Origin of the sequence: Corynebacterium sp. ACRPQ (genome assembly GCF_022347225.1) — a bacterium.
Taxonomy (GTDB): Bacteria; Actinomycetota; Actinomycetes; order Mycobacteriales; family Mycobacteriaceae; genus Corynebacterium; species Corynebacterium tuberculostearicum_D.
In genome coordinates, this window is sequence record NZ_JAKRNF010000013.1 from 30,651 (window position 1) to 51,109 (window position 20,459).

The following is a 20,459-nucleotide window of genomic DNA, read 5'->3' on the forward strand; positions in this document are numbered from 1 at the left end:
GTCATGGCGCGATAAGGTAGGAGAGTGCTTACTACTCTCGCAGCAGCCGCTGGACTATTCGTGGCCACCAACATCGATGACATTGTGGTGTTGTCCCTCTTCTTCGCCCGTGGTGCTGGTCGCAAGGGCACGACGCCCGCGATTCTGCTAGGTCAGTATGTGGGTTTTCTCGGCATACTAGCGGCCTCAGCCATTGTCGGATTGGGCTTCAATGCCGTATTACCTGAGGAATTGATTCGCTACTTTGGCCTCATTCCATTGCTTCTAGGCCTATGGGCAGCGTGGCAAGCATTCCGGGGTGAGGATGACGATGAGGATGTTTCGGGTAAGAGGCTGAGCGCACTTGCGGTAGCCGGGGTGACCTTTGCCAACGGTGGCGACAATATCGGCGTCTATGTACCAGTGTTTACCACCTCTACGCCGGCTGAGGTTGCGACTTATTGCGTGGTCTTCGTAATCCTCGTGGCGCCCTTAGTGTGGGCAGCGCGGTTTGTAGCCACGCGGCCGGGCATTGCAGAAGCACTGGAAAAGTGGGAAAGCGTACTGTTTCCAGCGGTTTTAATTCTGTTAGGAATTGCGATCTTGCTTGCGGTGTAAAAGCAGAATAGAAAAAGCCGGCACCTTCACGGTGCCGGCTGAACTTTTTGTCGGGCTAACAGGATTTGAACCTGCGACCCCTACACCCCCAGTGTAGTGCGCTACCAAACTGCGCCATAGCCCGCCGTCGAACTGTGCGACCTGTCTAGATTACATCAGTAGGATTCTACTGTGAAATTTGGGGTGTAACCTGCGCTAAAACTCGCCGCTGGAGTACACCCAGGAACCGCCCACGCGGCGAAAGGACGACCGCTCGCGTTGTGAGCCAACGGCCGCGCCTTTATAAAAGGCCTCAAACTCCACTACGCCGGAACTATCGAGCAATCCGCCTGCTTGGGTATCCAGGATATCGAGGCGATAAAACCGGACGGGGGAATCAGCCAAGTCAAGGGTTGCAGGGCGAGTATCGGGATCCCACGTACGGAGCAGATAGTCTTCGTCGCCAGTAACGAACGCGCTAAAACGCGAGCGCATGAGCGCCTCCGCGGTGGGGGCATTGGTGCCGGCATGGTACTTGCCGCAGCACTCTCCGTAGGTCAGGCCGGTGCCGCACGGGCAGCGGCGCGAGGACTCGAAGGCAGCCATTAGTGGGTGTCCACGTCTACGATGGTGACGTTGCCGAGCATGCGCTCAACGTCGGTGTCCTTCGCGGCGGATCGCAGCGTGGATTCTTCTGATGCAGACAGGTTCCCTTTAAGCTCGATGCGGCGCTCAAAGCTGGCGGGGCCGGTTTGGGTGATGCTCACGTGGACGTCGTCAAGCGCAAGCCTCTTTCCGGCATCCTTGACTGCTTGGGTAGTGGCCGTAGCCAGGGCGGACATAATAAGGCCCTCTGCGGTAAAGCCCTTACCCTTGCCGCCATTCTTCTTCGTGCGGTCGGCACTGAGGCTATGGTCATTGTGGCGGACGACCACGCCGAATTTGGTGCCGGTGGCCGGCTGCGCAACGGCGGCGTCGGTTCCTACTTCCTCCGGGCGGTAATCAGGAACGATGAACTGCTCGGCCCATGCACCGATGAGATCCGCAGCGCGGGCGGCCGTGCCCTGCTTGGTGAGAAGGTGATCGGTCTTGTCCAAAGAAACCAAGGACTTGGGGTAGCGCGTGAGCAGGAAGATATTTTGCGCATTGTCAATACCCACCGTCTGGTCAATGGGCGAGTGCAATACCATCAGCGGCTTGCGGAGCTTGGGCAGGTATTCCTCGGGGTTAGTATCCGCCAAGTCCTCGAGGAACTTGCGGGAAATGATAAGGCCGCGGCCGCCGAGGATGACTTCCACCTCGCCGTTGGCGTCGACCTCGCCGATCTTGTCCGCATAGTGCAGCACGGAGTGGGCAGGATCAAAGGGAGCGCCAATGGTGGCTACCGCCTTAAGTGACTTCATGGTGGTGGCCGCCTTCAACGCAGCGGCGCCACCTAACGAGTGGCCCATGAGCAATTGTGGGGCAGAGTAGTTCTCCGTTAGCCAGGCGGCAGCGGCATGGATATCGTCAATATTCTGGCTAAAAGTAGTATCGCCAAATTCACCGGCGGACTGGCCAAGGCCGGGAAAATCGAAACGCAAAGTGGCGATGCCGAACTCGGTGAGCTGCTTCGCGGTGCGGGCAGCACCGGGAGTGTGGCGGGAGCCGGCGAAGCAATGGGCAAAGATGGCGTAGGCGATCGGGGGAGAGTCCGGGAAGTCGATGGTTCCGGCCATCTCGGTACCCCGGCTCGAAGGCAGCTTAACGTTGACGGATTGCATGAGAACTAGAATAACGGGCCTCTTACCCGCAAGCCATACCAGGTTGACTACAGTCGATAGGAGCAATCCAAATAAGGAGGATGAGGTATGGGCGCGTTCGATTGGTTCTGGAAGGCAATGGGCTCGCAAAGCGAGCGTAACGATAAGAAATCCAAGGCCATCGTGGGTTCAGCCGATGAAGCGGCACGGGCATTGGGCCAGCAGGACGACACAGCTGTAGCCCAAGCCGCACGCGATGCCGTGAAAGGCGGCGAGATCGCCGATAAGGCGCAGTTCCTCGCGGCCCTGGCCGTAGCGTGCGAGCGCACCTTGGGCATGAATCCCTTCAACGTGCAATCCCAGGCAGTCCTGCGCCTGCTCACCGGAGACGTCATCCAGATGGCAACCGGCGAAGGCAAGACTTTAGTGGGAGCCATGGCGGCTACAGGTTTCGCGTTGACTGGCAAACGCGTCCACGTTGTCACCGTCAATAACTATCTCGCCGCCCGAGACGCCGAATGGATGCGGCCTGTTGTGGAGTTCTTTGGCTTAAGCGTTGCCTCGGTGACGGAGGGCATGACACCGGACGAGCGCCGCGCTGCCTATGCGCAGGATATTATCTACGCACCGGTCAACGAGCTGGGCTTTGATCTGCTCCGCGATAACCAAATTACCGACCGCTCCCACACGGTGCAGGCCGCCGGCGACGTTGCCCTCGTGGATGAAGCCGATTCCGTCCTAGTGGATGAGGCCCTTGTGCCCCTAGTGCTGGCCGGTAATCGGCCAGGTGAAGCACCCACCGGGCACATCACCAATGTGGTATCCCGCCTGCGCGAGAAGCTGGACTACTCCATCTCTGAGGACGGACGCACCGTTCAGCTGACCGAGACTGGTGCCCGCCGCGTAGAGCAGGAATTGGGCATTGATTCGCTCTATTCGGAGGAGAATATCGGCACCATTTTGGTGAAGGTCAACCTCGCCCTGCACGCCAAGGCCCTGCTTATCCGAGACATCCACTACATCGTGGTGGATGGCAAGCTGCAGCTTATCGACGCCTCCCGGGGCCGCGTTGCCGACCTCCAACGCTGGCCCGACGGACTCCAAGCGGCAGTAGAAGCCAAGGAAGGCCTAGAGGTTTCCGAAGGCGGACGCATCCTCGACACCATCACGCTGCAAGAACTTATGCGGCGTTATCCACTTGTGTGCGGCATGACTGGTACCGCGGTGGAGGCGACCGATCAGTTGCGGCAGTTCTATGATCTTCATGTATCCGTGATCGACCGCAATAAGCCGCTGCAGCGCTTTGATGAGCAAGACCGCATTTTTGCGACCGTCGATGATAAATCCGCCGCCATCGTGGAGGAAATTGCCACCATTCACGCCACGGGCCAGCCCATCTTGGTGGGCACGCAGGATGTTGCCGAGTCGGAAGATCTGGCGGATGCTCTCCGCGAGCGGGGCATCGATGTCAATGTGCTCAACGCTAAAAATGATGAGCAGGAGGCAGAGATCGTCGCCGAGGCCGGCGATATTGGACGCGTTACCGTCTCTACCCAGATGGCCGGACGCGGCACCGATATTAAGCTGGGCGGTGCTCACGAAGTTGACCACGATGCAGTAGCGGAACTGGGCGGCTTGGCGGTTATCGGTACCTCCCGTCACCGCACCGCCCGCTTGGATAACCAGTTGCGCGGCCGTGCAGGCCGGCAAGGTGATCCGGGCCTGTCCTTATTCTTCGTCTCCCTCGAAGACGATGTAGTCCAGCAAGGCGGCGACGGCGAGACTGTGCGTGCCCAACCGGCAGAAGACGGGCGCATTGAATCCAAGCGAGTGAGCGACTTTGTAGCGCACTGCCAGCGCGTTACCGAGGGCCAACTGCTCGAAATTCATGCCCAGACCTGGAAGTATAACCAGCTCCTAGCTGATCAGCGCATCATTATTGATGAGCGCCGAGCCAAGCTGTTGGATACTGATCAAGCCTGGCAGGAACTATCCGAGCGCGCTCCGGAGCGCGCAGCAGAGCTAACAGAGGTTCCGGAGGAAGCTCGCATCAAGGCCGCGCGTGAGATCATGCTCTATCATTTGGACTTAGCCTGGGCCGACCACCTGGAGCTCATGGACGATGTGCGCGAGTCGATCCACCTGCGGGCCATCGCACGTGAGACGCCAATCGACGAGTACCACCGCATTGCGGTGAGGGAGTTTAAGGACTTGGCTCAGAGGGCCGTCGACAAGTCTGTGGAGACTTTCCGCACAGTGCTTATCGACGCCGCTGGGGCACACCTCGATGACGCCGGCCTCGCTCGTCCGAGTGCTACATGGACCTACATGGTGTCCGATAACCCCCTTGCGGGTAAGGGAAATTCCGTGCTGAGCGGCATCGGAAATATTTTCCGGTGAAATAATTCCCCGCGAAGGGGTCACGGACTCACATGAGTCGCTAGTATTGTTATAAGTAACTCGTAACTAATCCCCGGAGGTAACAATGAGCGAGAACACCGGAACCCCGGAACCACAGGTAGAGACCACATCTGTATTCCGCGCAGACCTGCTCAAGGAGATGGAAAACGGCGCGAATGGCAATGATGCTACCGCTGCCGGCACCGACAACCTGGCGGAAGGTCAGGCTCTCCTCGTGGTCAAGCGTGGCCCGAACGCGGGTGCCCGCTTCTTGCTGGATCAGGCGACTACTACCGCCGGCCGCCACCCCGAGGCAGATATCTTCCTCGATGACGTTACGGTGTCCCGCCGCCACGCGGAGTTTCGCAAGAATGATGACGGCAAGTTTGAGGTAGTTGATGTGGGATCCCTGAACGGAACCTACGTGAACCGCGAGCCCCGCAACTCCCAGGTGCTCGAGGTGGGAGACGAAATCCAGATTGGCAAGTTCCGCTTGGTTTTCATCGCTAACCAGAGCTAATTTTTTACGTAGACTAGCCGCGCTTCCTTATCAGGAGGGGCGGTGTAGTCTACTTATGGCACGATAAGAACTTTCAGTACCCCTAAGAGATAGACACAGTGAGCGCAGCAGATTCTTCGGCCGCAGCAGTACGCCGCACCAGCCCTAAAGCTAAGAAGCCAAAGACCATGTCCATTGGCGTGGTTTTGGAAACGCTGAATCAGCAATTCCCAGACGTCACGGTGTCCAAGATTCGCTTCCTCGAATCTGAAGGGCTCATCAGTCCACAGCGCACGGCCTCGGGCTACCGCCGCTTCACCCAAGAAGACGTAGATCGACTGCGGTATATTCTCACCACTCAGCGCGATAACTATACGCCGCTGAAGGTTATCCGTGAGCAGCTAGAAGCCATGGATTCCGGCCAGGTGACCGCCATTGTTTCCGCAGGAAATGCGGAAACCCTGCTCTCGCCGCAGCAGTTTAAGGCCCCTGTGGTCACCCGCCTGACCGATGTAGAGGTAGCTACCCAAGCTAGTGCCACCGAAGATGATGTAGCCTCCCTGGTTAAATTTGGCCTCATCCGCCCGGATGCCGCAGGCTTTTTCAATACCGACGACGTAGCCATTGCCTCTGCCGCAGTGGCGCTTAAGGCATTTGGTTTTGGCGCCCGTGAACTCAAGTCCCTACGCAATAACGCCCGCCGTCAGGCTGATTTGATCTCCCAGGCGGCAGCTCCAGTGGCGCACTCAAACTCTGATACCGCGCATCAGAAGGCGGAGGAAATCTCCCAGCAAATGACCGCGCTCGTGGTGTCCTTGCACGCAACTCTGGTGAAGTCGGATCTGCGCGACGAATACCACTCCTAATACACACGCGCTCCCGTCTTTGTGGGAGAGTGGTAGCTATGAGTGATGTATCCCTAGAGTTCCACGGTATCCACCAGGTCGGTCCCGAAGACGATGTGTGCGCTTTGCTGCGCTGGCCCGAAGAAAACCGCTTGATACCCGTGTGGATTTCTCCCATCGAGGGTATGCAACTGGCCGCAGTCTTGGACGGACACCAGCCAAACCGTCCCACCTCGCACGATCTTATCTGCGAGGTACTAGAGGGCACTGGCGGGGTAGAGGCCATTGAAATTGCCAACTACCACCAGGGAACCTTCATGGTAGACATTAAGGCTCCGAACGGCGAGGTTTATGACTCTCGGTTAAGTGACGCACTTGCCGTATCCGCATATTTCAACGTCCCTATTTCAGCCGAGGCGGAACTTCTTGCCCAGGTATCCGTATATGCCAGCGATGCGGACGTGAAAGAGTACTTCGACCTGGAAATTTCCACCCCCGGCGCCGGCGATGATGTGCAGACCAGAGAAAACAAAGATTCCTCGACCTCTGCATCGGGAAATGCGCAGGCAGATGCTGATTTTGAAGCCATGATGAGGTCTTTGGGCATGGAGGAAAAGGATTTCCTTTCGGGGGATGACGACGAAAAAAGTTAATGACACGCGTGTGACTAATGGTGACAATGGGGTTTGAGAAGTCTAAAGTTGTACTTGACAGTTGAGCAAGCAGCGCTTGACGGGCGTATGCGCTTGGCTTTTAATTGATCTTTAGAACTTCCAACAAACCCCATTGGAGTAATTACGTGAGCATTAACGAGGACCCCCAGTCCGAATCGACCTACGTACAGGAATCGCTTTTTGACGTCGGACCCGACGAAGAGGTGGGCTACCGAGTTCCCATCGCTTGCCAAGTTGCCGGCATCACCTACCGCCAGCTTGACTATTGGGCACGCACCAACCTGGTCAACCCTTCCATCCGCACGGCACGCGGCTCCGGCTCCCAGCGCCTGTACTCCTTTAAGGATGTACTGGTGCTCAAGATTGTGAAGCGCCTGTTGGATACCGGCATCTCTCTGCAAAATATCCGTTTGGCAGTTGAGTCCCTACGGGATCGGGGTGTGAATGACCTAGCAGAGCTGACCCTCGTATCCGACGGCACTACCGTTTATGAATGCCGTTCAAACGATGAGGTCATTGACTTGCTCGCCGGCGGCCAAGGCGTCTTCGGTATTGCAGTTCCGGGTATCTTGAAGGAACTGTCCGGCACCATTTCTTCCTTCCCTTCGGAGCGCATCGAAGACTTCGCCGAGGACAACGTGGTCGGCCTCGATGAGTTGGCTGCTCGCCGCAAGCGCAAGAGCTCCTAAGCTCGTCCACACAGAATCCACCCTCCTTCCCAGCTCACGGGGAAGAAGGGTGGGTTTTTGATCTCTATCGTCTTGAGACAACAATGCAAGACAGTCCTTTTCCGCGCTGTGTGGCTCGCGGGATCGAGGTCGAGGCCTGCCTTAGAGCGCGTGCCGGCCTTGAGCTTAAATCGGGTGAAGTGCCCGTGGGCGGGCTGTGTATGAGAGCTCTAGTCTTTTTGAGGGCAAAAAATCAAAGCACCGCACGAAACTTCGTACGGTGCCGGGAAAATGGGTTGCTCGTTAAATGCCGGCGGCCTTGTTGATTGCTCCCGAAAGCTGGGTCTCATCGGCTGAGTCAACGGAGGTGAAGCTATCAGCCGCGGACTTCAGTGCGGCATCGACACTGCCTTCACCGACATGGACGACGCTGAGAGAAACGTCCTTAGAGGTGGCGTCTTTAAGAGCGGACGTGAATTGAGCATCATCCATGTCTTGCTCGGTGCCGGTAGTTACGACAAGCACGCGCGCCTTATCGCCGCTGCCTGCAGCTTGGTCGGCGGCATTGGCTACTGCCGCTACCACGGCGCTGCGCGTTTGCGGAACACCGCCAGTTCCAAAGCCACTGAGCGTGCCGGATACAGCGTTGCCATCGCCAAAGCCCAGGTTTTGTCGGAACCCTACCGTGGCGGTCTCGGAGATAGGAGAGGAGTAGTTCCACAAAGAAACTGCTCCGCCGTCAGCGGCTAGGTCAGAAGCAGTGGTGCCCAAGGCTTTGGATACAGGGCCGTACATCGGCGCCATGGCCGTAGAGGTATCCAAGAGCAGGAGCGTATTTGCCGCCATCGTCACATCGGGCTTGGGAGCTGCTGCGGAACTCGTCGCTGGAGCGGAGCTCTTCGGGGAAGAAGAGCTCGTAGGCGCAGCGGACTTGGAAGCACTGGAAGCAGCTGCCGTGCTGGTTTCCGGTGCAGCCTCGGTGCTGCCTTCCACTGCGGCGGGTGCGGCGGAGTCTTCGCCGTCGTCGTTGCCCGCGCCGCGCAAAAGGAAGGCCACCAGGGCGATTATGGCCAGCAGCGTGATAATAGCCACCGCAATAACCCATCCCGCTACTGCGAAGCTATTTTTCCCGTTTGAATGCCGTGCCATGTGGTGTCTTCCTCCCAAGCAAACTGCCGTTGTTAATGGCTCATTCTAGCGGGGCAAGTGCCTGATCTATCACAGCGACAAGCCGTTCTCGCAGTGGTTCAGCTTTGTGCGCCAGCGTTCTTTGCCTCGAGACGTATTCGGCCTTGCCCTCAGGTGTTTCGATGGGCACGACGCCAAGTCCCCAATCACGGCAGTCATAAGGGGACGCCTCCATGTCAAGGATGCGCGCTTCAATCGCGAGATCCAGGCACTCAAGGAAAAGTTCGCCTGGAACCAGTGGTCCCAGCTTCCAGGCCCACTTATATAAATCCATTGTGACGTGTACGCAGCCTGCCTGGTCATTGTTGGGCTGATCCTCACGATGCAGGACAGTGAGGTTAAGAGGCCGAGCGGGAGGGGTAAAGAACCGAAAGGCATCATAGTGAGAACACTTAATTGAGTGCTCATCGACAACCCGATTGGTCCCGTCCGCACCAAGCCGCAAGGGCAGCGAATGGCGCGGGGAATCCGTGTGGTAGACCATTGCCCATTCATGCAGACCGAAGCAGTCAAAGTGGGCCGGATTGGTAGCGGAACGCCGAAGCAGATTAGAAATATACCGAACCGAGTCACCACGACGCTCTAGAAAGCTGCCGATGTCGACGGTGATGCCGTCTGAGGTGGCGTGGTAATCCCGCCATTCAGCGTGCGGAGGAGTGCCCGTTAGCGCAGTTCCTACACCTGGGTGCCAGCGCTTTAGGTGAGAAGGGCGTACGGGGTAGTACTCAAAGAGAAAATCGAAAACAGGGTGGTAGCTGCCAGGATGTCGGAAGCGCTCCAAGCGGTCGGTGGCTTGCTTTTCGTGTTCATGCTGTTGAGCACTCCATTCCTCAGGGCTCAAGATGCGCATGAGCGTTTACCTCCTTGACTTAACGGCGTCGGCGGCGGGCGACTTTGCCACCCGAGCGGCGGCGTTGAGAGTTGGACTTCTTGACAGATTTCGCCGGTTTCTGGGGCGAGTCCTGCCCGGGTGGGGGAAGGGCAGGGCCATTGGGTTTGCGAGCGCCTGTAATCTCCTTAAGTATCGGTGCACCCGCAGGATTTTCACGGTGAGAAATATCGTGCTCCGTAGCCGTGACCCCGGCTTTCTTAATTAAAGCGGCTACTTCTTTGCGTTGTTCATCCATGACCAAAGTGATCACGGTACCCGCAGCACCGCCGCGTGCCGTGCGGCCGGCGCGATGGAGATAGGCTTTGTGCTCCGCGGGCGGATCGACGTGAACGACGAGTGAAACGTCCGCAATATCGATGCCGCGGGCGGCAATATCGGTGGCGACCAAGACTGGAATGCTGCCATCGGCGAATCCTTCGATTGCGCGGGTACGCGCGCCTTGGCCTTTATCGCCATGCAATGGATAAGCGTTGATGCCGGAGCGACGCAATTTCTTGACCTGCCTGTCTACGCCGTGCTTGGTGCGCATGAACATGATGGTTTTGCCTTGGCGGGCAGCGATGCGCAGCACCACCTCGTTGCGGGCGGGACGCTCGCCAACGAAAAAGAGGTGATGGGACATGGAATCCACTGCAGCTTGCACCGGGGCAGTGGAGTGGACCACCGGTTCGTGGAGGAATTGCTCCACCAGCTTGTTGACGTCACCGTCAAGCGTCGCCGAAAACAGCAAGCGCTGGCCTTGCGCCGGAGTTAGGCGCAGCAGCTTGCGTACCTGGGGTAAAAAGCCCATATCAGCCATCTGGTCGGCTTCATCCAGCGCAGTGATCTGGACCGCATCCAAATGCAGCTTGCCCTGGTCAATCAAGTCCTGGGCACGGCCAGGGGTAGCGACAAGGACATCAACGGGCCGGGCGAGGGAGCGAATATGGTGATTGATATTTACCCCGCCCACGACAGCGAGCACTCTTAAGCCCAGCGTTGCCGCAGGTTCATCAAGGCGCTGGTGAATCTGAGTAGCTAACTCGCGGGTGGGGGCGAGGATGAGCGCACGGGGATGAGCAGGCTTGGACGCACCGGTTCCGGCAAGGCGGGCGAGCATGGGCAAGCCAAAGGTATAGGTCTTGCCCGACCCGGTAGGGCCACGGCCGAGTACGTCTTTGCCTGCGAGGGCGTCGGGAATCGCGGCTTTTTGAATAGGAAACGGTTCAGTAATGCCTTGGTTGTGCAGGACGTGCACCAGGCGCTGGGGAAGGCCGAGATCGGCAAAGGTAGTCATCGCTTTCCCATCCTATCGGCAGCGTGGCGGATCGCCGCATTCGACGAGAATGACGTGCCTGGAAAAGTGAAAGGGGCCCGAAGGGCCCCTGATCACGTCACTGGGAATCTAGTCGGTCTGGGTCAGGCTGCGGTCACCGGACCACTCAATGTGGAAGGTGCCCGGCTTGTCGGTGCGCTTGAAGGTGTGGGCACCGAAGAAATCGCGCTGGCCCTGAATGAGAGCGGCCGGCAGGCGCTCGGCACGCAGGCTGTCGTAGTAGGAGAGGGACGAGGCAAAGACCGGTGCCGGAAGGCCCAGCTGGGTAGCGGCGACTACCACGCGGCGCCAAGGGTCGATGAGGTCTTCCAGCTCGCCCTTGAAGTAAGGATCGAGGATGAGGGCGGGCAGGTCCGCATTATTGTCATAGGCTGCTCGGATGCGATCCAGGAACTTGGCGCGGATGATGCAGCCGCCGCGCCAGATGGTTGCTAGATCGCGCGGGTCAACGTCCCAGCCGAATTCTTCAGACCCAGCCTTAATCTCGTCAAAGCCCTGGGAGTAGGCAATGAGCTTGGCGGCATAAAGCGCGCGGCGCACATCCTCGATGAACTCGGCCTTGTCCACGTCGAGCGCCTTGATGGTGCCGGCGGGAAGCTGGCCTTCTTGCGCAGCGTTGCGCTGCGCGGTGGAGGAGGACAGCGCGCGGGCGAAGACGGATTCGACAATACCGGTAATCGGAACGCCGAGTTCCAATCCATTGATGGCAGTCCAGCGGCCGGTGCCCTTCTGGCCGGCGGCGTCCACGATGATGTCGACCAGCGGGGCGCCAGTCTCCGGATCCTTTTGGGCCAGAACCTCGGCGGTGATTTCAATGAGGTAGGAATCAAGGTCGCCGGAATTCCATTCGCGGAATACCTCTGCGATCTCGGCCGGCTCCATGCCTGCGCCATAGCGCAGCAGCTGATAAGCCTCGCCGATGACCTGCATATCGGCATACTCGATGCCATTGTGGACCATCTTGACAAAGTGGCCGGCGCCGTCCGGGCCAATGTGGGTTACACACGGAGTGCCGTCCACATTCGCAGCGATGGACTCAAGAATCGGGCCGAGGGTTTCCCACGACTCCTTGGGGCCGCCGAGCATGATGGCCGGACCATTGAGTGCGCCCTCCTCGCCACCGGAGATTCCGGCACCGACGAAGTGCTTGCCGCGGGCGGCTACGTCCTTCTCGCGGCGAATGGTGTCAGTGAACAAGGCATTGCCGCCGTCGATGATGATATCGCCATCATCCATGACCTCGGCCAGCTGATCGATGACGGCATCGGTGGCCTTGCCAGCCTTGACCATAATGATTGCCTTGCGCGGGCGCTCCAAGGAAGCCACAAAGTCCTCGATGGTTTCCGAAGGTACGAAGTTGCCTTCCTCGCCGTGGGCCTCAATGAGTGCATGAGTCTTTTCAGGGCTGCGGTTATACACCGCTACGGTATTGCCGTTGCGGGCAAAGTTACGGGCCAAATTAGAGCCCATGACCGCCAATCCCACGACGCCAATCTGAGCAAGTTCATTCTTATCAGTCATGCTGCCTATCCTACGTCACTAGGATGCGAGGCTGGCATCAATGGCTAGGCTGGTGGACTATGTCGGATACGCAGAAACTCGATGACTTGCTCCACCTAGCGCATACGCGAGTGCTCAACGCAGAAGAACTGGAGTCTCTCAATGCCTTAAACGGCGGCCTTGCGGAACTGCTAGGACTGCAGTTCACCCACGTGGGCCCGCGCGAGGCCCGTGCGAAACTGCAGGTGCTGCCGGAGCATCACCAACCCTGGGGAGTAGCCAACGGCGGGTTGTATTGCTCCATCGCAGAAACCGTGGCCTCCATTGCCAGCGTGGCGGCTGCCGACGCCCCCGCAGTCGGCGTTAATAACTCCAGCGACTTCATTCGCTCCACAGGAGAGGGCGAGTTAGAAGCCGTGGCTACGCCAGTGCAGCTCGGCGGCCGCACCCACGTGTGGAGCGTCGAGATGCGGCAAGGCCGCGAGCTTATCGCCCGCACCACCTTGCGCACTATGATTCTGCGCTAGTTCACACGAGCGGCGGTAAAAGACATGCCGTGGGCGGAAAGCCGCTCAAGATAGGGCTTTCCAAGTGCGGTGGCCGGGGTGAGTACGCCGCCTGCACGGCCGGCATTAGAGCGCGAATCGAGCAAGCAGAGCGCCGCCTGGCTCAGCATCATCGCGGTGACTTCGTAGCCCGGGTCGCCTTGTGCCGACACAGTTGCTCGCCAGCGTTCGCCATCTTCGGTAATGCCGTGGTGGCTGACCTGGAAATGCGCGCCCTGCGGCCCGGGTTTGGGCAGGATCTTTTCCACCAGCGGGCGCAGGCGCGATTGGGTGCCATCGAAAAGTATCTTGGTGGCGAGCGCCAGCCCATAGGCGCGGGCGCGACCGGGAAGACCGGCGCCTGCCCACCATGCTTCCTTGTAGAACAGGCGTGCTCCCCACGCGCGCCCCAGCAGAGCGTTAGAGCGGCGCACCACGCGGGTATTGAACATGGACATGAAAAATGGTCCTACCCAGCCCACGCCGTCGACTTCTTTGATTTCGAAGTCATTCTGGAGGCCGTCTAAGCGTGGACCGGCCTTGGGGTCCGGGTCCAGCGAGTAAGGATTGTGCAGGTTGCGGGCTACCTCTTTATCCGCGTGCGCGGCATGCGAGACCTGCAGGGAAGACTCGATGGTGCCTGGCGAGATTCCGCCTTTGAGCTTGTCGACGACCATCTGCACCTGTTCAAACGGCTTTTCTGCCGCCTGGTAGAGATTGAGCATGCCAATATCCGAGGGGACGGAATCAAAGCCGCAGGAGTGAACGATGCGCGCACCCGTGGATTGGGCAGTGGCGTGGTGGGAATCGATGCTCCGGCGAATAAAGGGAACCTCACCACAGAGGTCAACATAGTCCACGCCATGGCGCGCGCAAGCGGCTACGACGTGGCTGCCATACCGGCTGTAGGGGCCGACCACGGTGATTAGCACCTTGGTGCCTTCCACCATGCGCTCCACAGCGTCGGCATCATCGGCGGCGGCGATGGCGATGTCCCAGTGCGGATTGAGTTCATCGCGCAGCGCGGCTAGCACCGGTCGGTTCCGGCCGGCCAAAGTCACAGAGGGCGCGTTAATCGAGGCAAGGTAGCGCGCCACCAACTGGCCGACCAGCCCGGTAGCGCCGTAAACAGTGATATCGCTCATAGTGCACGAGCGTACCGGAGGGATTAGAGCCAGTGGTTCTTTCGGAACCAAGCCCACAGGCCCACAACGACCAAGATCATAATGATAATCGCCATGGGGTAGCCCAACGCCCAGTGCAGCTCCGGCATGATGTCGAAGTTCATACCGTAGATACCCGCCACCAGGGTGGGTGCGGCCCACATGCCAACGACCGCGGAAATGGTGCGCATGTCGGAGTTCTGTTGCATCGTTACCTTGGCTACCGAGGCGTCGATAAGCGAGGTAAGACGCTCATCGAAGCTGGAGACCTGGTCCTTGACCACTAGCTCATGGTCGTTGACGTCGCGCAGGTAGGAGCGCAATTGTTTGGAAATTAAATCCTTGTGGTCAGAAACCATGGACTTCAGCGCCACTGAGAGCGGGTCAATGGCATGCTTCATCTCTAGCACCTCGCGCTTGAACATGTAGATGCGGTCCACATCAAACTTGAGGCTCGGGGTGAAGATTTCTTCTTCCAGCTCATCGACTTCGATGCTGATAAGGCGGGAAATCTCCGAGTAGCGGTCCACCATCATATCCAGGATCTTCCAGGCCATGGCCACCGGGCCAAGCTCGACCAAGTCCTGCTCATCTTCTACCGTATAAGCCAGGTTGGGCAGCTTTGCGCCGTGGCGGACGGTGATGATGAAGTTGGAGCCCATGATCATCTGGATCTCACCGGTGGAAATGATCTGGCGCTTATCCGTGACCTCATCATGATCGCGGTAGTTTACGGAACGCGCGACCACGAAGAGCTGATCATCGTAGCGCTCGAGCTTGGGGCGCTGGTGGGCCATAACGACGTCTTCCACGATAAGTTCATGGATGCCAAACTGGGAAGCCACTTTGGTCATTTGGGACTCGTAGGGCTCATGGAGGCCCACCCAAATAAATCCGCGGCCGTATTCCTCTATGGCTTCCAGCGCGGAGCTGGTGGAATACTCCCCGGGAAGCGCCTCGCCATCCACAAAGACGCGGCAATGTTCGATGGCGCGCTCCGGTGGTACCGGCAGGGAAGTAGGCTTACTAGGAGGCTCGGATTTCTTGCGGCCCCTAAAGGGTGAAGGTACGGATGGCATCTTTTCAGCCTCCTTTGCGCGGTAGTGCGGGTATTTTCCCAATGGGCAGGCAGCGATTTTACGCAGCGGGTAAATCTTACACCGAAGCCGGGTAATATAATCGAATCTATGCCTACGTGGAAAGAAGTAACCGAAGCTAATCCCGAGCACTCCCATAACTTTGCCCGCAAATGGAAGGTGCTTGCCGCACAGGGTAAAGACATCAATGGCGAGGCCCGGCTTATCGACGCCATGGTGGAGCGCAACTCCACCATCCTCGACGCCGGCTGTGGCACCGGCCGCGTCGGCGGCGAGCTGCTTCGCCGTGGCCACAGCGTGGTGGGCGTCGACGTAGACCCCATTCTCATCGAGCACGCTGAGCACGACTTCCCAGAGGGGCAATGGTTCGTGGGAGATCTGTGCGAGGAAGAGGTGCCCGAAGGCCCCTTTGATATCGCCGTGTCCGCAGGCAATGTCATGGGCTTTCTAGCCAAGGACGGCCGCGAGCCCGCGCTGCGCAATATCTATAATTCTCTCAAGCCCGGTGGTCGCCTCGTCACCGGCTTTGGCGAGGGCCGTGGGTGGGAATTTGCGGATTTCCTCGACATGGCGCAGAAGGTGGGCTACCGAGTCGACTTCACTTTCTCCTCGTGGGACATGAAGCTCTTCTCGGAGCATTCCACCTTCCTCGTCGCTGTTCTTTCGCGCCCTGGGTCGGACTTGCTGGCCTAAAAGCGCCTATCGGCTTGGTCGAAGAAGTCGACCTCATGGTGGCTGGCGGTGATATAGGCGCGCTCGGCCCGCAGGCGGGTGCGCTCATCCGCCCCGGCGAGGGCTTGTTCGACGATGTCGAGGCTAGCGCGAACCCCGTTGAGGAAGTCCTCGCCGCCGTACATGGAAAGCCAGGAGTGATAGGGGTGTTCGGGGGAATCAAATTCTGCGAGGTGGAGGCCTACCTCTGCATATAGCCAGTAGCAGGGCAGTACTGCCGCAGCGCCCACTACGTAGTCATCCGTATGCGTTGAACGGATAAGGAAATCCGTATAGGCGCTAGTTACCCGGGAGGCTGCGGTCGTGATATCGCTTTCGAGCCAGCCGCGGTGCAGCTCGGCCTCCACTGCCAAGCAATCATGCGCTCCCTCAGCCCAGTGCAACTGCTGTGCCGCTTCTGGGGCTTGGCTGGCGAGGCGAGCCAGCGCCTTGGAATAAGCATTCAGGTACTGGGCATCTTGGTCGAGATAGAAGCCAAAGGCATCCTTCTCCAACGCTCCCGTGCCCAAGGCCCGAATAAAGGGCAGTGCCTTGATCACCTCCCAGTGATCCCCGGCTAGGTTCCATAGGCGTTGCGTGTGCGGGCCGGCCGCAGGAACGCGGGGCTGGTCGACGTTATCCGGTTCCTCGAGACTGCCGGATAGGTAAGGCTGGGGAAGGGTAGAGGCCGCCTGCATAAGGCGCTGCGAGCGGTGCAGGTGGTCCACGGGCCCGTGTCCCTTGCCCACGTGAAGCGCATCCGCATGGGCAATGGCCTCGTGCAGCCACTGGGTGGACCACGTTAGAGCTGCCGCGGGACTATCGCCGGCTCCCAGGCGGGTGGCTAGGGCAGAGGAAAGGGAACAGCCAGTACCATGCGTATTCTTCGTGTCCACACGGCTGGAAGCAACGCGGTGCACAGCCCCATCCGCATTGACCACCGCATTATCGGCGATGTCGGAATCGAGGTGCCCGCCCTTGACGACGACCGCGGTACCAGCACCCTTCGCCCATTCCTTCGCCGTGGCAATGGCCTGCTCAAGATAGCCCGCCTCGTCCGTCTGGGTAAGGACTGCCAATTCCTTTAAGTTCGGGGTGATGAGGTCCACCTGGGAGCAGAGATCACGCACGGCCTGTTCTGCTTCCTTTTCCAGCAGACGATCTCCACTGGTAGCCACCATGACCGGATCAAGCACCACGGGAACATCGTCCGGCAGGCGGCGCAGGAAGTCTGCGACCTGGGCGGTAATGGCGGCGTCAGCAAGCATGCCAATCTTTACCGCATCAATCTCCACATCCTCGATGACGGAGTCTAGCTGCTCCTGCAGAAAGTCCACCGGTGGTACGTGGACGCTGCGAACGCCCTGGGTGTTTTGAGCCACCAACGCCGTCACCACGCTCATACCGTAGCCGCCTGCGGCAGAGATGGATTTCAGATCGGCTTGAATTCCTGCTCCGCCGGTGGGATCAGTACCGGCAATGGACAGTACTCGAGGATAGATGCCTTTAGCCATGGAAAGCCTCCTTAAGGTGAGCGGCGGCTGCTGCGGGGTCCTCGGCCGCCATGATGTCGCTGACTACGCAAATTCCGGCAAAGTCGCTGCCTGCCAGCTCGTGCGCATTATGGGTCTTGATTCCGCCGATGGCGACGGATTCGATGCCTCGCTCGCGTGCGGCGTGAGCGAGTGCTGCGGCCGCAGCCGTACCCATGCCGGCTGGGGCGTTTTTCTTCGTTGCAGTCGAATGTACGGGCCCGATGCCAATGACATCTGGGAGCGCATCGTCCGCAATAGCAGCAAGCTCGTCGCTACTGCCGATGGACAAGCCAATAAGCTGTCCGTCACCTAGCTTCTCCCGGGCCTCGCGAAAAGCCATATCATCCTGCCCAATGTGCAGGTGGCAGCCGAGTTTTGCGGCCACCTCCACGCGGTCATTGATGAATAGCGGGACATCGCCCAGTACGCCGAGCAATTCGCGTGCGGTGCGCTCGATCTGTTCATCGCTAGCTTCCTTGTCCCGGAGCTGGACAACGGTTACACCGCCGCGTACAGCCTCCTGCACGATGGAAACCACGTTGTCTCGCCCGCCAGCCAGGTCTGGATCGGTGACCAGGTAGAGCGTCCAGTCAATAGACACTTAAACCTCCTCCACGTCAGTGAGCTTGACCAGGCCCTCAATATCCGCCGTTGGGACATCGTAGAGCGCATCCAGCCAAGCAACGGCAAAGGAGCCGGGGGCATGGTGTTTTTCGGCGGCCACGCTACCTGCCGCGCCAACGTGCGCGTGGGCGGCGATGATCGCTTCGAAAGGATCCTCCCACGCTGCCAGATATGCGGCGCAGATAGCACCAAGCGAACAGCCGGTACCGATGACGTTCTGGATCATCGGATGCCCAGATTCGAGGTAGACGGCGCGCGTTGTATCGCCGACGTGGACGATAAGGTCCCGTGGGCCGGAAATGGCCACGACGGCTCCGGTATCCCGGGAAAGTGCTACTGCCGAATCTAGGGCGGCTTCCACGCCATCGGTGGATTCGACGCCTCGGCCGCCCTGCCCGGTACCTGCGAGGGCAATTATTTCTGATGCATTACCGCGAATCGCGGCCGGTCCAAGTGGCAGCACCTCGCGCATGAATTCGGTGCGGTGGCTCAGGCCGCCGGCGCCTACCGGATCGAGTACCCAGGGGGTGTGGGCGGAGTTCGCCCCGGCGATGGCCTCGCGCATGCCGCCGTATTGCTCGGAGCTGGGCGTACCGCAATTGATGAGTACGCCGCTGGCTACCTGCGCGAATTCGCGCGATTCCTCCGGCGTATCGACCATCGCCGGGCTAGCTCCGATTGCCAGCAGGGTATTGGCGGTGACGTTGCTGACGACCTTATTGGTCAAACATTGAATAAGCGGCGTGGACTCGCGCACAGCGTCGTGTGCGCGCAGAAAAGCATGATCCACAACTATCCCTTCGCTAGTTCTAACTGAGTGCAGGTTCGATGGGTATTTCTCAGCCGCACCGCGTGCGGCACCCCATGTTGCGTGTCTCAGCCTAACAAAGGTCACGGAAATTATGTGCGAAAATCGACGTCCGGGCTCCCCAGTAGGGGAATCGCCGGCGCTAGCAGCAGTGGTCCGGGAAAATAAAAATCGCCGCCCAGGACCTGCTTTTGCAGCAGGTGGGGCGGCGATGTGCGAGCGAGGAGGTATTACTTCTCGTTCTTGTTAATGATATTGCGTGCGATGCGCTGCTGGGTGGTGATCTCCAGATTGCCGCGATCGCGGGAGAGGATATTGGTTGCCCAGTTAACCAGAACGGCCAAGCGGCTGCGCAGACCAATAACGTAGGTCAGGTGCAGGCCGAGCCATGCTACCCAACCGGCAAAGCCACCGAACTCAGTCTTGCCCAGCTTAACGACGGCGTTGAAGCGCTTGACAATGGCCATGGAGCCCTTGTCAAAGTAGTCGAAGGCTTCCTTCTCATTAGCGGTAGATTCCTCGTCCACCTTGGCCTGAATGAGCTTAGCGACGTGCGCGCCACCCTGGATTGCAACCTGTGCCAGACCTGGCAGGCGGTTGAGGGAGATCATGTCACCGACCATGTAGACGTTATTGTGCTCGCCCACGGTCAGGTCCTCGTTGACGGAGACGCGACCTGCGCGGTCTGCCTCGACGCCAGCCTGCTCTGCAACCATCTTGCCCAGTGGGGAAGCGGCCACACCAGCGGACCAGATCTTGGTAGCACCCGTCAGGGTGGTCTCCTCCTCGGTCTTCATGTCCTTGTAGGTGACGGTGTCCGCGGTTACATCGGTCACCATCGCGTTCAGGTGAACCTGTACGCCTTCCTTTTCCAAGGTGCGCTGAGCCTTGCGGCCTAGGCGCTTGCCAAATGGCGGCAGTACCTGTGGGGCGCCATCGAGCAGGTAAATCTTGGCCGAGGTGGTGCCGTAGTTGGAATAGACATCGTTGAGGGTACGGTTTGCCAATTCGGCAATCTGGCCGGTGAGCTCAACGCCGGTTGGGCCAGCACCAACGATGATGAAGGTAAGCAGGCGCTCGCGCTCTGCGGGGTCGTCGGTAAGCTCTGCCTTCTCAAACGCCGAGATGATGCGAGAGCGCAGCTCCAGGGCATCGTCCAGGGTCTTCATACCCGGGGCAAACTCAGCGAAGTGGTCGTTGCCAAAGTAGGACTGACCGGAACCTGCGGCGACAACCAGGGAGTCATAAGCATAGGTGCGAGAGAACTCGTCTTGCTCGGCGGTCACCGTCTGATCCGCCAGGTTGATATCAGTAACCTCGGCGTTGACGAAGTGGACGTTGTCCTGATCGCGCAGCAGCTGGCGGGTGGAAGGGGCAACCTCACCGGCGGAAATCATGCCGGTAGCTACCTGGTACAGCATCGGCTGGAACAGGTGGTGGTTCTTCTTATCGATGAGGGTGATTTCCACATCGGCGTTCTTCAGCTTCTGAACGGTGTTGAGACCACCGAAGCCGGCGCCAACCACGACGACGTGGTGGCGGCCACCGTTGGGGCGATAAGGGGTATCAGTCATGGATTTAATGCGACCTTCCTTAAGAAAGCTAATGTTTAGTACCCGTACAGTCTAAACACTTCAAACAGAACGCGCATACTTAATGACTGATAAACTTCCGCCG

The 20,459-nt window shown here is 59.0% G+C and carries 20 protein-coding genes, 1 tRNA gene and 1 riboswitch; of the genes, 8 read left to right on the forward strand and 13 right to left on the reverse strand.

All coding sequences use genetic code 11. The features are described from left to right. The first annotated feature begins 24 nt into the window (after positions 1–24). Positions 25–597 carry a cadmium resistance transporter gene (locus MHY24_RS08595; protein WP_204609135.1) on the forward strand — a complete coding sequence of 191 codons (573 nt, stop codon included), beginning with the start codon at positions 25–27 and terminating at the stop codon, positions 595–597. Positions 598–647: 50 nt separating this feature from the next. On the opposite strand, the gene MHY24_RS08600 is transcribed toward MHY24_RS08595, so the two are convergent. The 3 genes from MHY24_RS08600 to MHY24_RS08610 all read right to left on the reverse strand — a co-directional run bounded on the left by MHY24_RS08600 (position 648) and on the right by MHY24_RS08610 (position 2,339). Further along, positions 648–721 (reverse strand) — tRNA-Pro (locus MHY24_RS08600). 71 nt (positions 722–792) lie between these two features. After that, on the reverse strand, positions 793–1,182 hold the full coding sequence (locus tag MHY24_RS08605; RefSeq protein WP_239229750.1) for a YchJ family protein: 390 nt from the start codon (positions 1,180–1,182) through the stop codon (positions 793–795). Further along, complete coding sequence (locus tag MHY24_RS08610; RefSeq protein WP_239229752.1) at positions 1,182–2,339, reverse strand: S9 family peptidase; 1,158 nt, start codon at positions 2,337–2,339, stop codon at positions 1,182–1,184. The genes MHY24_RS08605 and MHY24_RS08610 overlap by 1 nt, the downstream gene beginning before the upstream one ends. 87 nt (positions 2,340–2,426) lie before the next feature. Between MHY24_RS08610 and secA2 the strand changes: the two genes are divergently transcribed. The 5 genes from secA2 to MHY24_RS08635 all read left to right on the forward strand — a co-directional run bounded on the left by secA2 (position 2,427) and on the right by MHY24_RS08635 (position 7,425). Beyond that, positions 2,427–4,718: an accessory Sec system translocase SecA2 gene (gene secA2, locus MHY24_RS08615; protein ID WP_239229754.1), complete on the forward strand. Its 2,292-nt coding sequence runs from the start codon at positions 2,427–2,429 to the stop codon at positions 4,716–4,718. An 85-nt stretch (positions 4,719–4,803) separates the two neighbouring features. Continuing rightward, positions 4,804–5,238, forward strand: coding sequence for an oxoglutarate dehydrogenase inhibitor Odhl (gene odhI, locus MHY24_RS08620; protein WP_005324732.1), 435 nt, complete (start codon positions 4,804–4,806; stop codon positions 5,236–5,238). 98 nt (positions 5,239–5,336) lie between these two features. Further along, positions 5,337–6,083: a MerR family transcriptional regulator gene (locus tag MHY24_RS08625; protein WP_239229756.1), complete on the forward strand. Its 747-nt coding sequence runs from the start codon at positions 5,337–5,339 to the stop codon at positions 6,081–6,083. Positions 6,084–6,121: 38 nt separating this feature from the next. Beyond that, complete coding sequence (locus MHY24_RS08630; protein WP_239229766.1) at positions 6,122–6,715, forward strand: bifunctional nuclease family protein; 594 nt, start codon at positions 6,122–6,124, stop codon at positions 6,713–6,715. Between the two features lie 146 nt (positions 6,716–6,861). Then, positions 6,862–7,425, forward strand: coding sequence for a MerR family transcriptional regulator (locus tag MHY24_RS08635; protein ID WP_284596884.1), 564 nt, complete (start codon positions 6,862–6,864; stop codon positions 7,423–7,425). A 282-nt stretch (positions 7,426–7,707) separates the two neighbouring features. Here MHY24_RS08635 and MHY24_RS08640 read toward each other — a convergent pair whose 3' ends face one another. The 4 genes from MHY24_RS08640 to gndA all read right to left on the reverse strand — a co-directional run bounded on the left by MHY24_RS08640 (position 7,708) and on the right by gndA (position 12,320). Then, positions 7,708–8,553, reverse strand: coding sequence for a hypothetical protein (locus MHY24_RS08640; protein WP_239229768.1), 846 nt, complete (start codon positions 8,551–8,553; stop codon positions 7,708–7,710). A 40-nt stretch (positions 8,554–8,593) separates the two neighbouring features. Continuing rightward, positions 8,594–9,442, reverse strand: a complete 849-nt coding sequence (locus MHY24_RS08645) for a 3-methyladenine DNA glycosylase (RefSeq protein WP_239229770.1) — start codon at positions 9,440–9,442, stop codon at positions 8,594–8,596. A gap of 19 nt (positions 9,443–9,461) precedes the next feature. After that, positions 9,462–10,760, reverse strand: coding sequence for a DEAD/DEAH box helicase (locus MHY24_RS08650; RefSeq protein ID WP_239229772.1), 1,299 nt, complete (start codon positions 10,758–10,760; stop codon positions 9,462–9,464). 108 nt (positions 10,761–10,868) lie between these two features. After that, a complete protein-coding gene (gene gndA, locus MHY24_RS08655; RefSeq protein ID WP_239229775.1) occupies positions 10,869–12,320 on the reverse strand; it encodes an NADP-dependent phosphogluconate dehydrogenase in 1,452 nt (483 codons plus the stop codon). Between the two features lie 59 nt (positions 12,321–12,379). Between gndA and MHY24_RS08660 the strand changes: the two genes are divergently transcribed. After that, on the forward strand, positions 12,380–12,826 hold the full coding sequence (locus MHY24_RS08660) for a PaaI family thioesterase (RefSeq protein ID WP_239229785.1): 447 nt from the start codon (positions 12,380–12,382) through the stop codon (positions 12,824–12,826). Here the strand turns inward: MHY24_RS08660 and MHY24_RS08665 are convergent. Both MHY24_RS08665 and MHY24_RS08670 read right to left on the reverse strand, forming a co-directional pair. Continuing rightward, on the reverse strand, positions 12,823–13,989 hold the full coding sequence (locus tag MHY24_RS08665; protein ID WP_239229788.1) for a trans-acting enoyl reductase family protein: 1,167 nt from the start codon (positions 13,987–13,989) through the stop codon (positions 12,823–12,825). The genes MHY24_RS08660 and MHY24_RS08665 overlap by 4 nt on opposite strands. 23 nt (positions 13,990–14,012) lie before the next feature. Further along, the gene (locus MHY24_RS08670; protein WP_204609105.1) at positions 14,013–15,086 is read right to left on the reverse strand and encodes a magnesium and cobalt transport protein CorA; all 1,074 of its coding nucleotides are present in this window, start codon (positions 15,084–15,086) and stop codon (positions 14,013–14,015) included. Positions 15,087–15,194: 108 nt separating this feature from the next. On the opposite strand from MHY24_RS08670, the gene MHY24_RS08675 reads away from it, so the two are divergent. After that, on the forward strand, positions 15,195–15,797 hold the full coding sequence (locus tag MHY24_RS08675) for a bifunctional 2-polyprenyl-6-hydroxyphenol methylase/3-demethylubiquinol 3-O-methyltransferase UbiG (protein WP_200436133.1): 603 nt from the start codon (positions 15,195–15,197) through the stop codon (positions 15,795–15,797). On the opposite strand, the gene MHY24_RS08680 is transcribed toward MHY24_RS08675, so the two are convergent. The 4 genes from MHY24_RS08680 to MHY24_RS08695 all read right to left on the reverse strand — a co-directional run bounded on the left by MHY24_RS08680 (position 15,794) and on the right by MHY24_RS08695 (position 20,356). Next, positions 15,794–17,329: a bifunctional hydroxymethylpyrimidine kinase/phosphomethylpyrimidine kinase gene (locus MHY24_RS08680; RefSeq protein WP_239229791.1), complete on the reverse strand. Its 1,536-nt coding sequence runs from the start codon at positions 17,327–17,329 to the stop codon at positions 15,794–15,796. The genes MHY24_RS08675 and MHY24_RS08680 overlap by 4 nt on opposite strands. Further along, on the reverse strand, positions 17,322–17,951 hold the full coding sequence (gene thiE, locus MHY24_RS08685; RefSeq protein ID WP_239229794.1) for a thiamine phosphate synthase: 630 nt from the start codon (positions 17,949–17,951) through the stop codon (positions 17,322–17,324). The genes MHY24_RS08680 and thiE overlap by 8 nt, the downstream gene beginning before the upstream one ends. Further along, positions 17,952–18,764 carry a hydroxyethylthiazole kinase gene (gene thiM / locus MHY24_RS08690; RefSeq protein ID WP_239229805.1) on the reverse strand — a complete coding sequence of 271 codons (813 nt, stop codon included), beginning with the start codon at positions 18,762–18,764 and terminating at the stop codon, positions 17,952–17,954. Beyond that, a riboswitch (TPP riboswitch) is annotated at positions 18,752–18,849 on the reverse strand. Its footprint overlaps the gene before it by 13 nt. A gap of 163 nt (positions 18,850–19,012) precedes the next feature. Continuing rightward, the gene (locus MHY24_RS08695; protein ID WP_005324756.1) at positions 19,013–20,356 is read right to left on the reverse strand and encodes an NAD(P)/FAD-dependent oxidoreductase; all 1,344 of its coding nucleotides are present in this window, start codon (positions 20,354–20,356) and stop codon (positions 19,013–19,015) included. Positions 20,357–20,459: the final 103 nt, after the last annotated feature.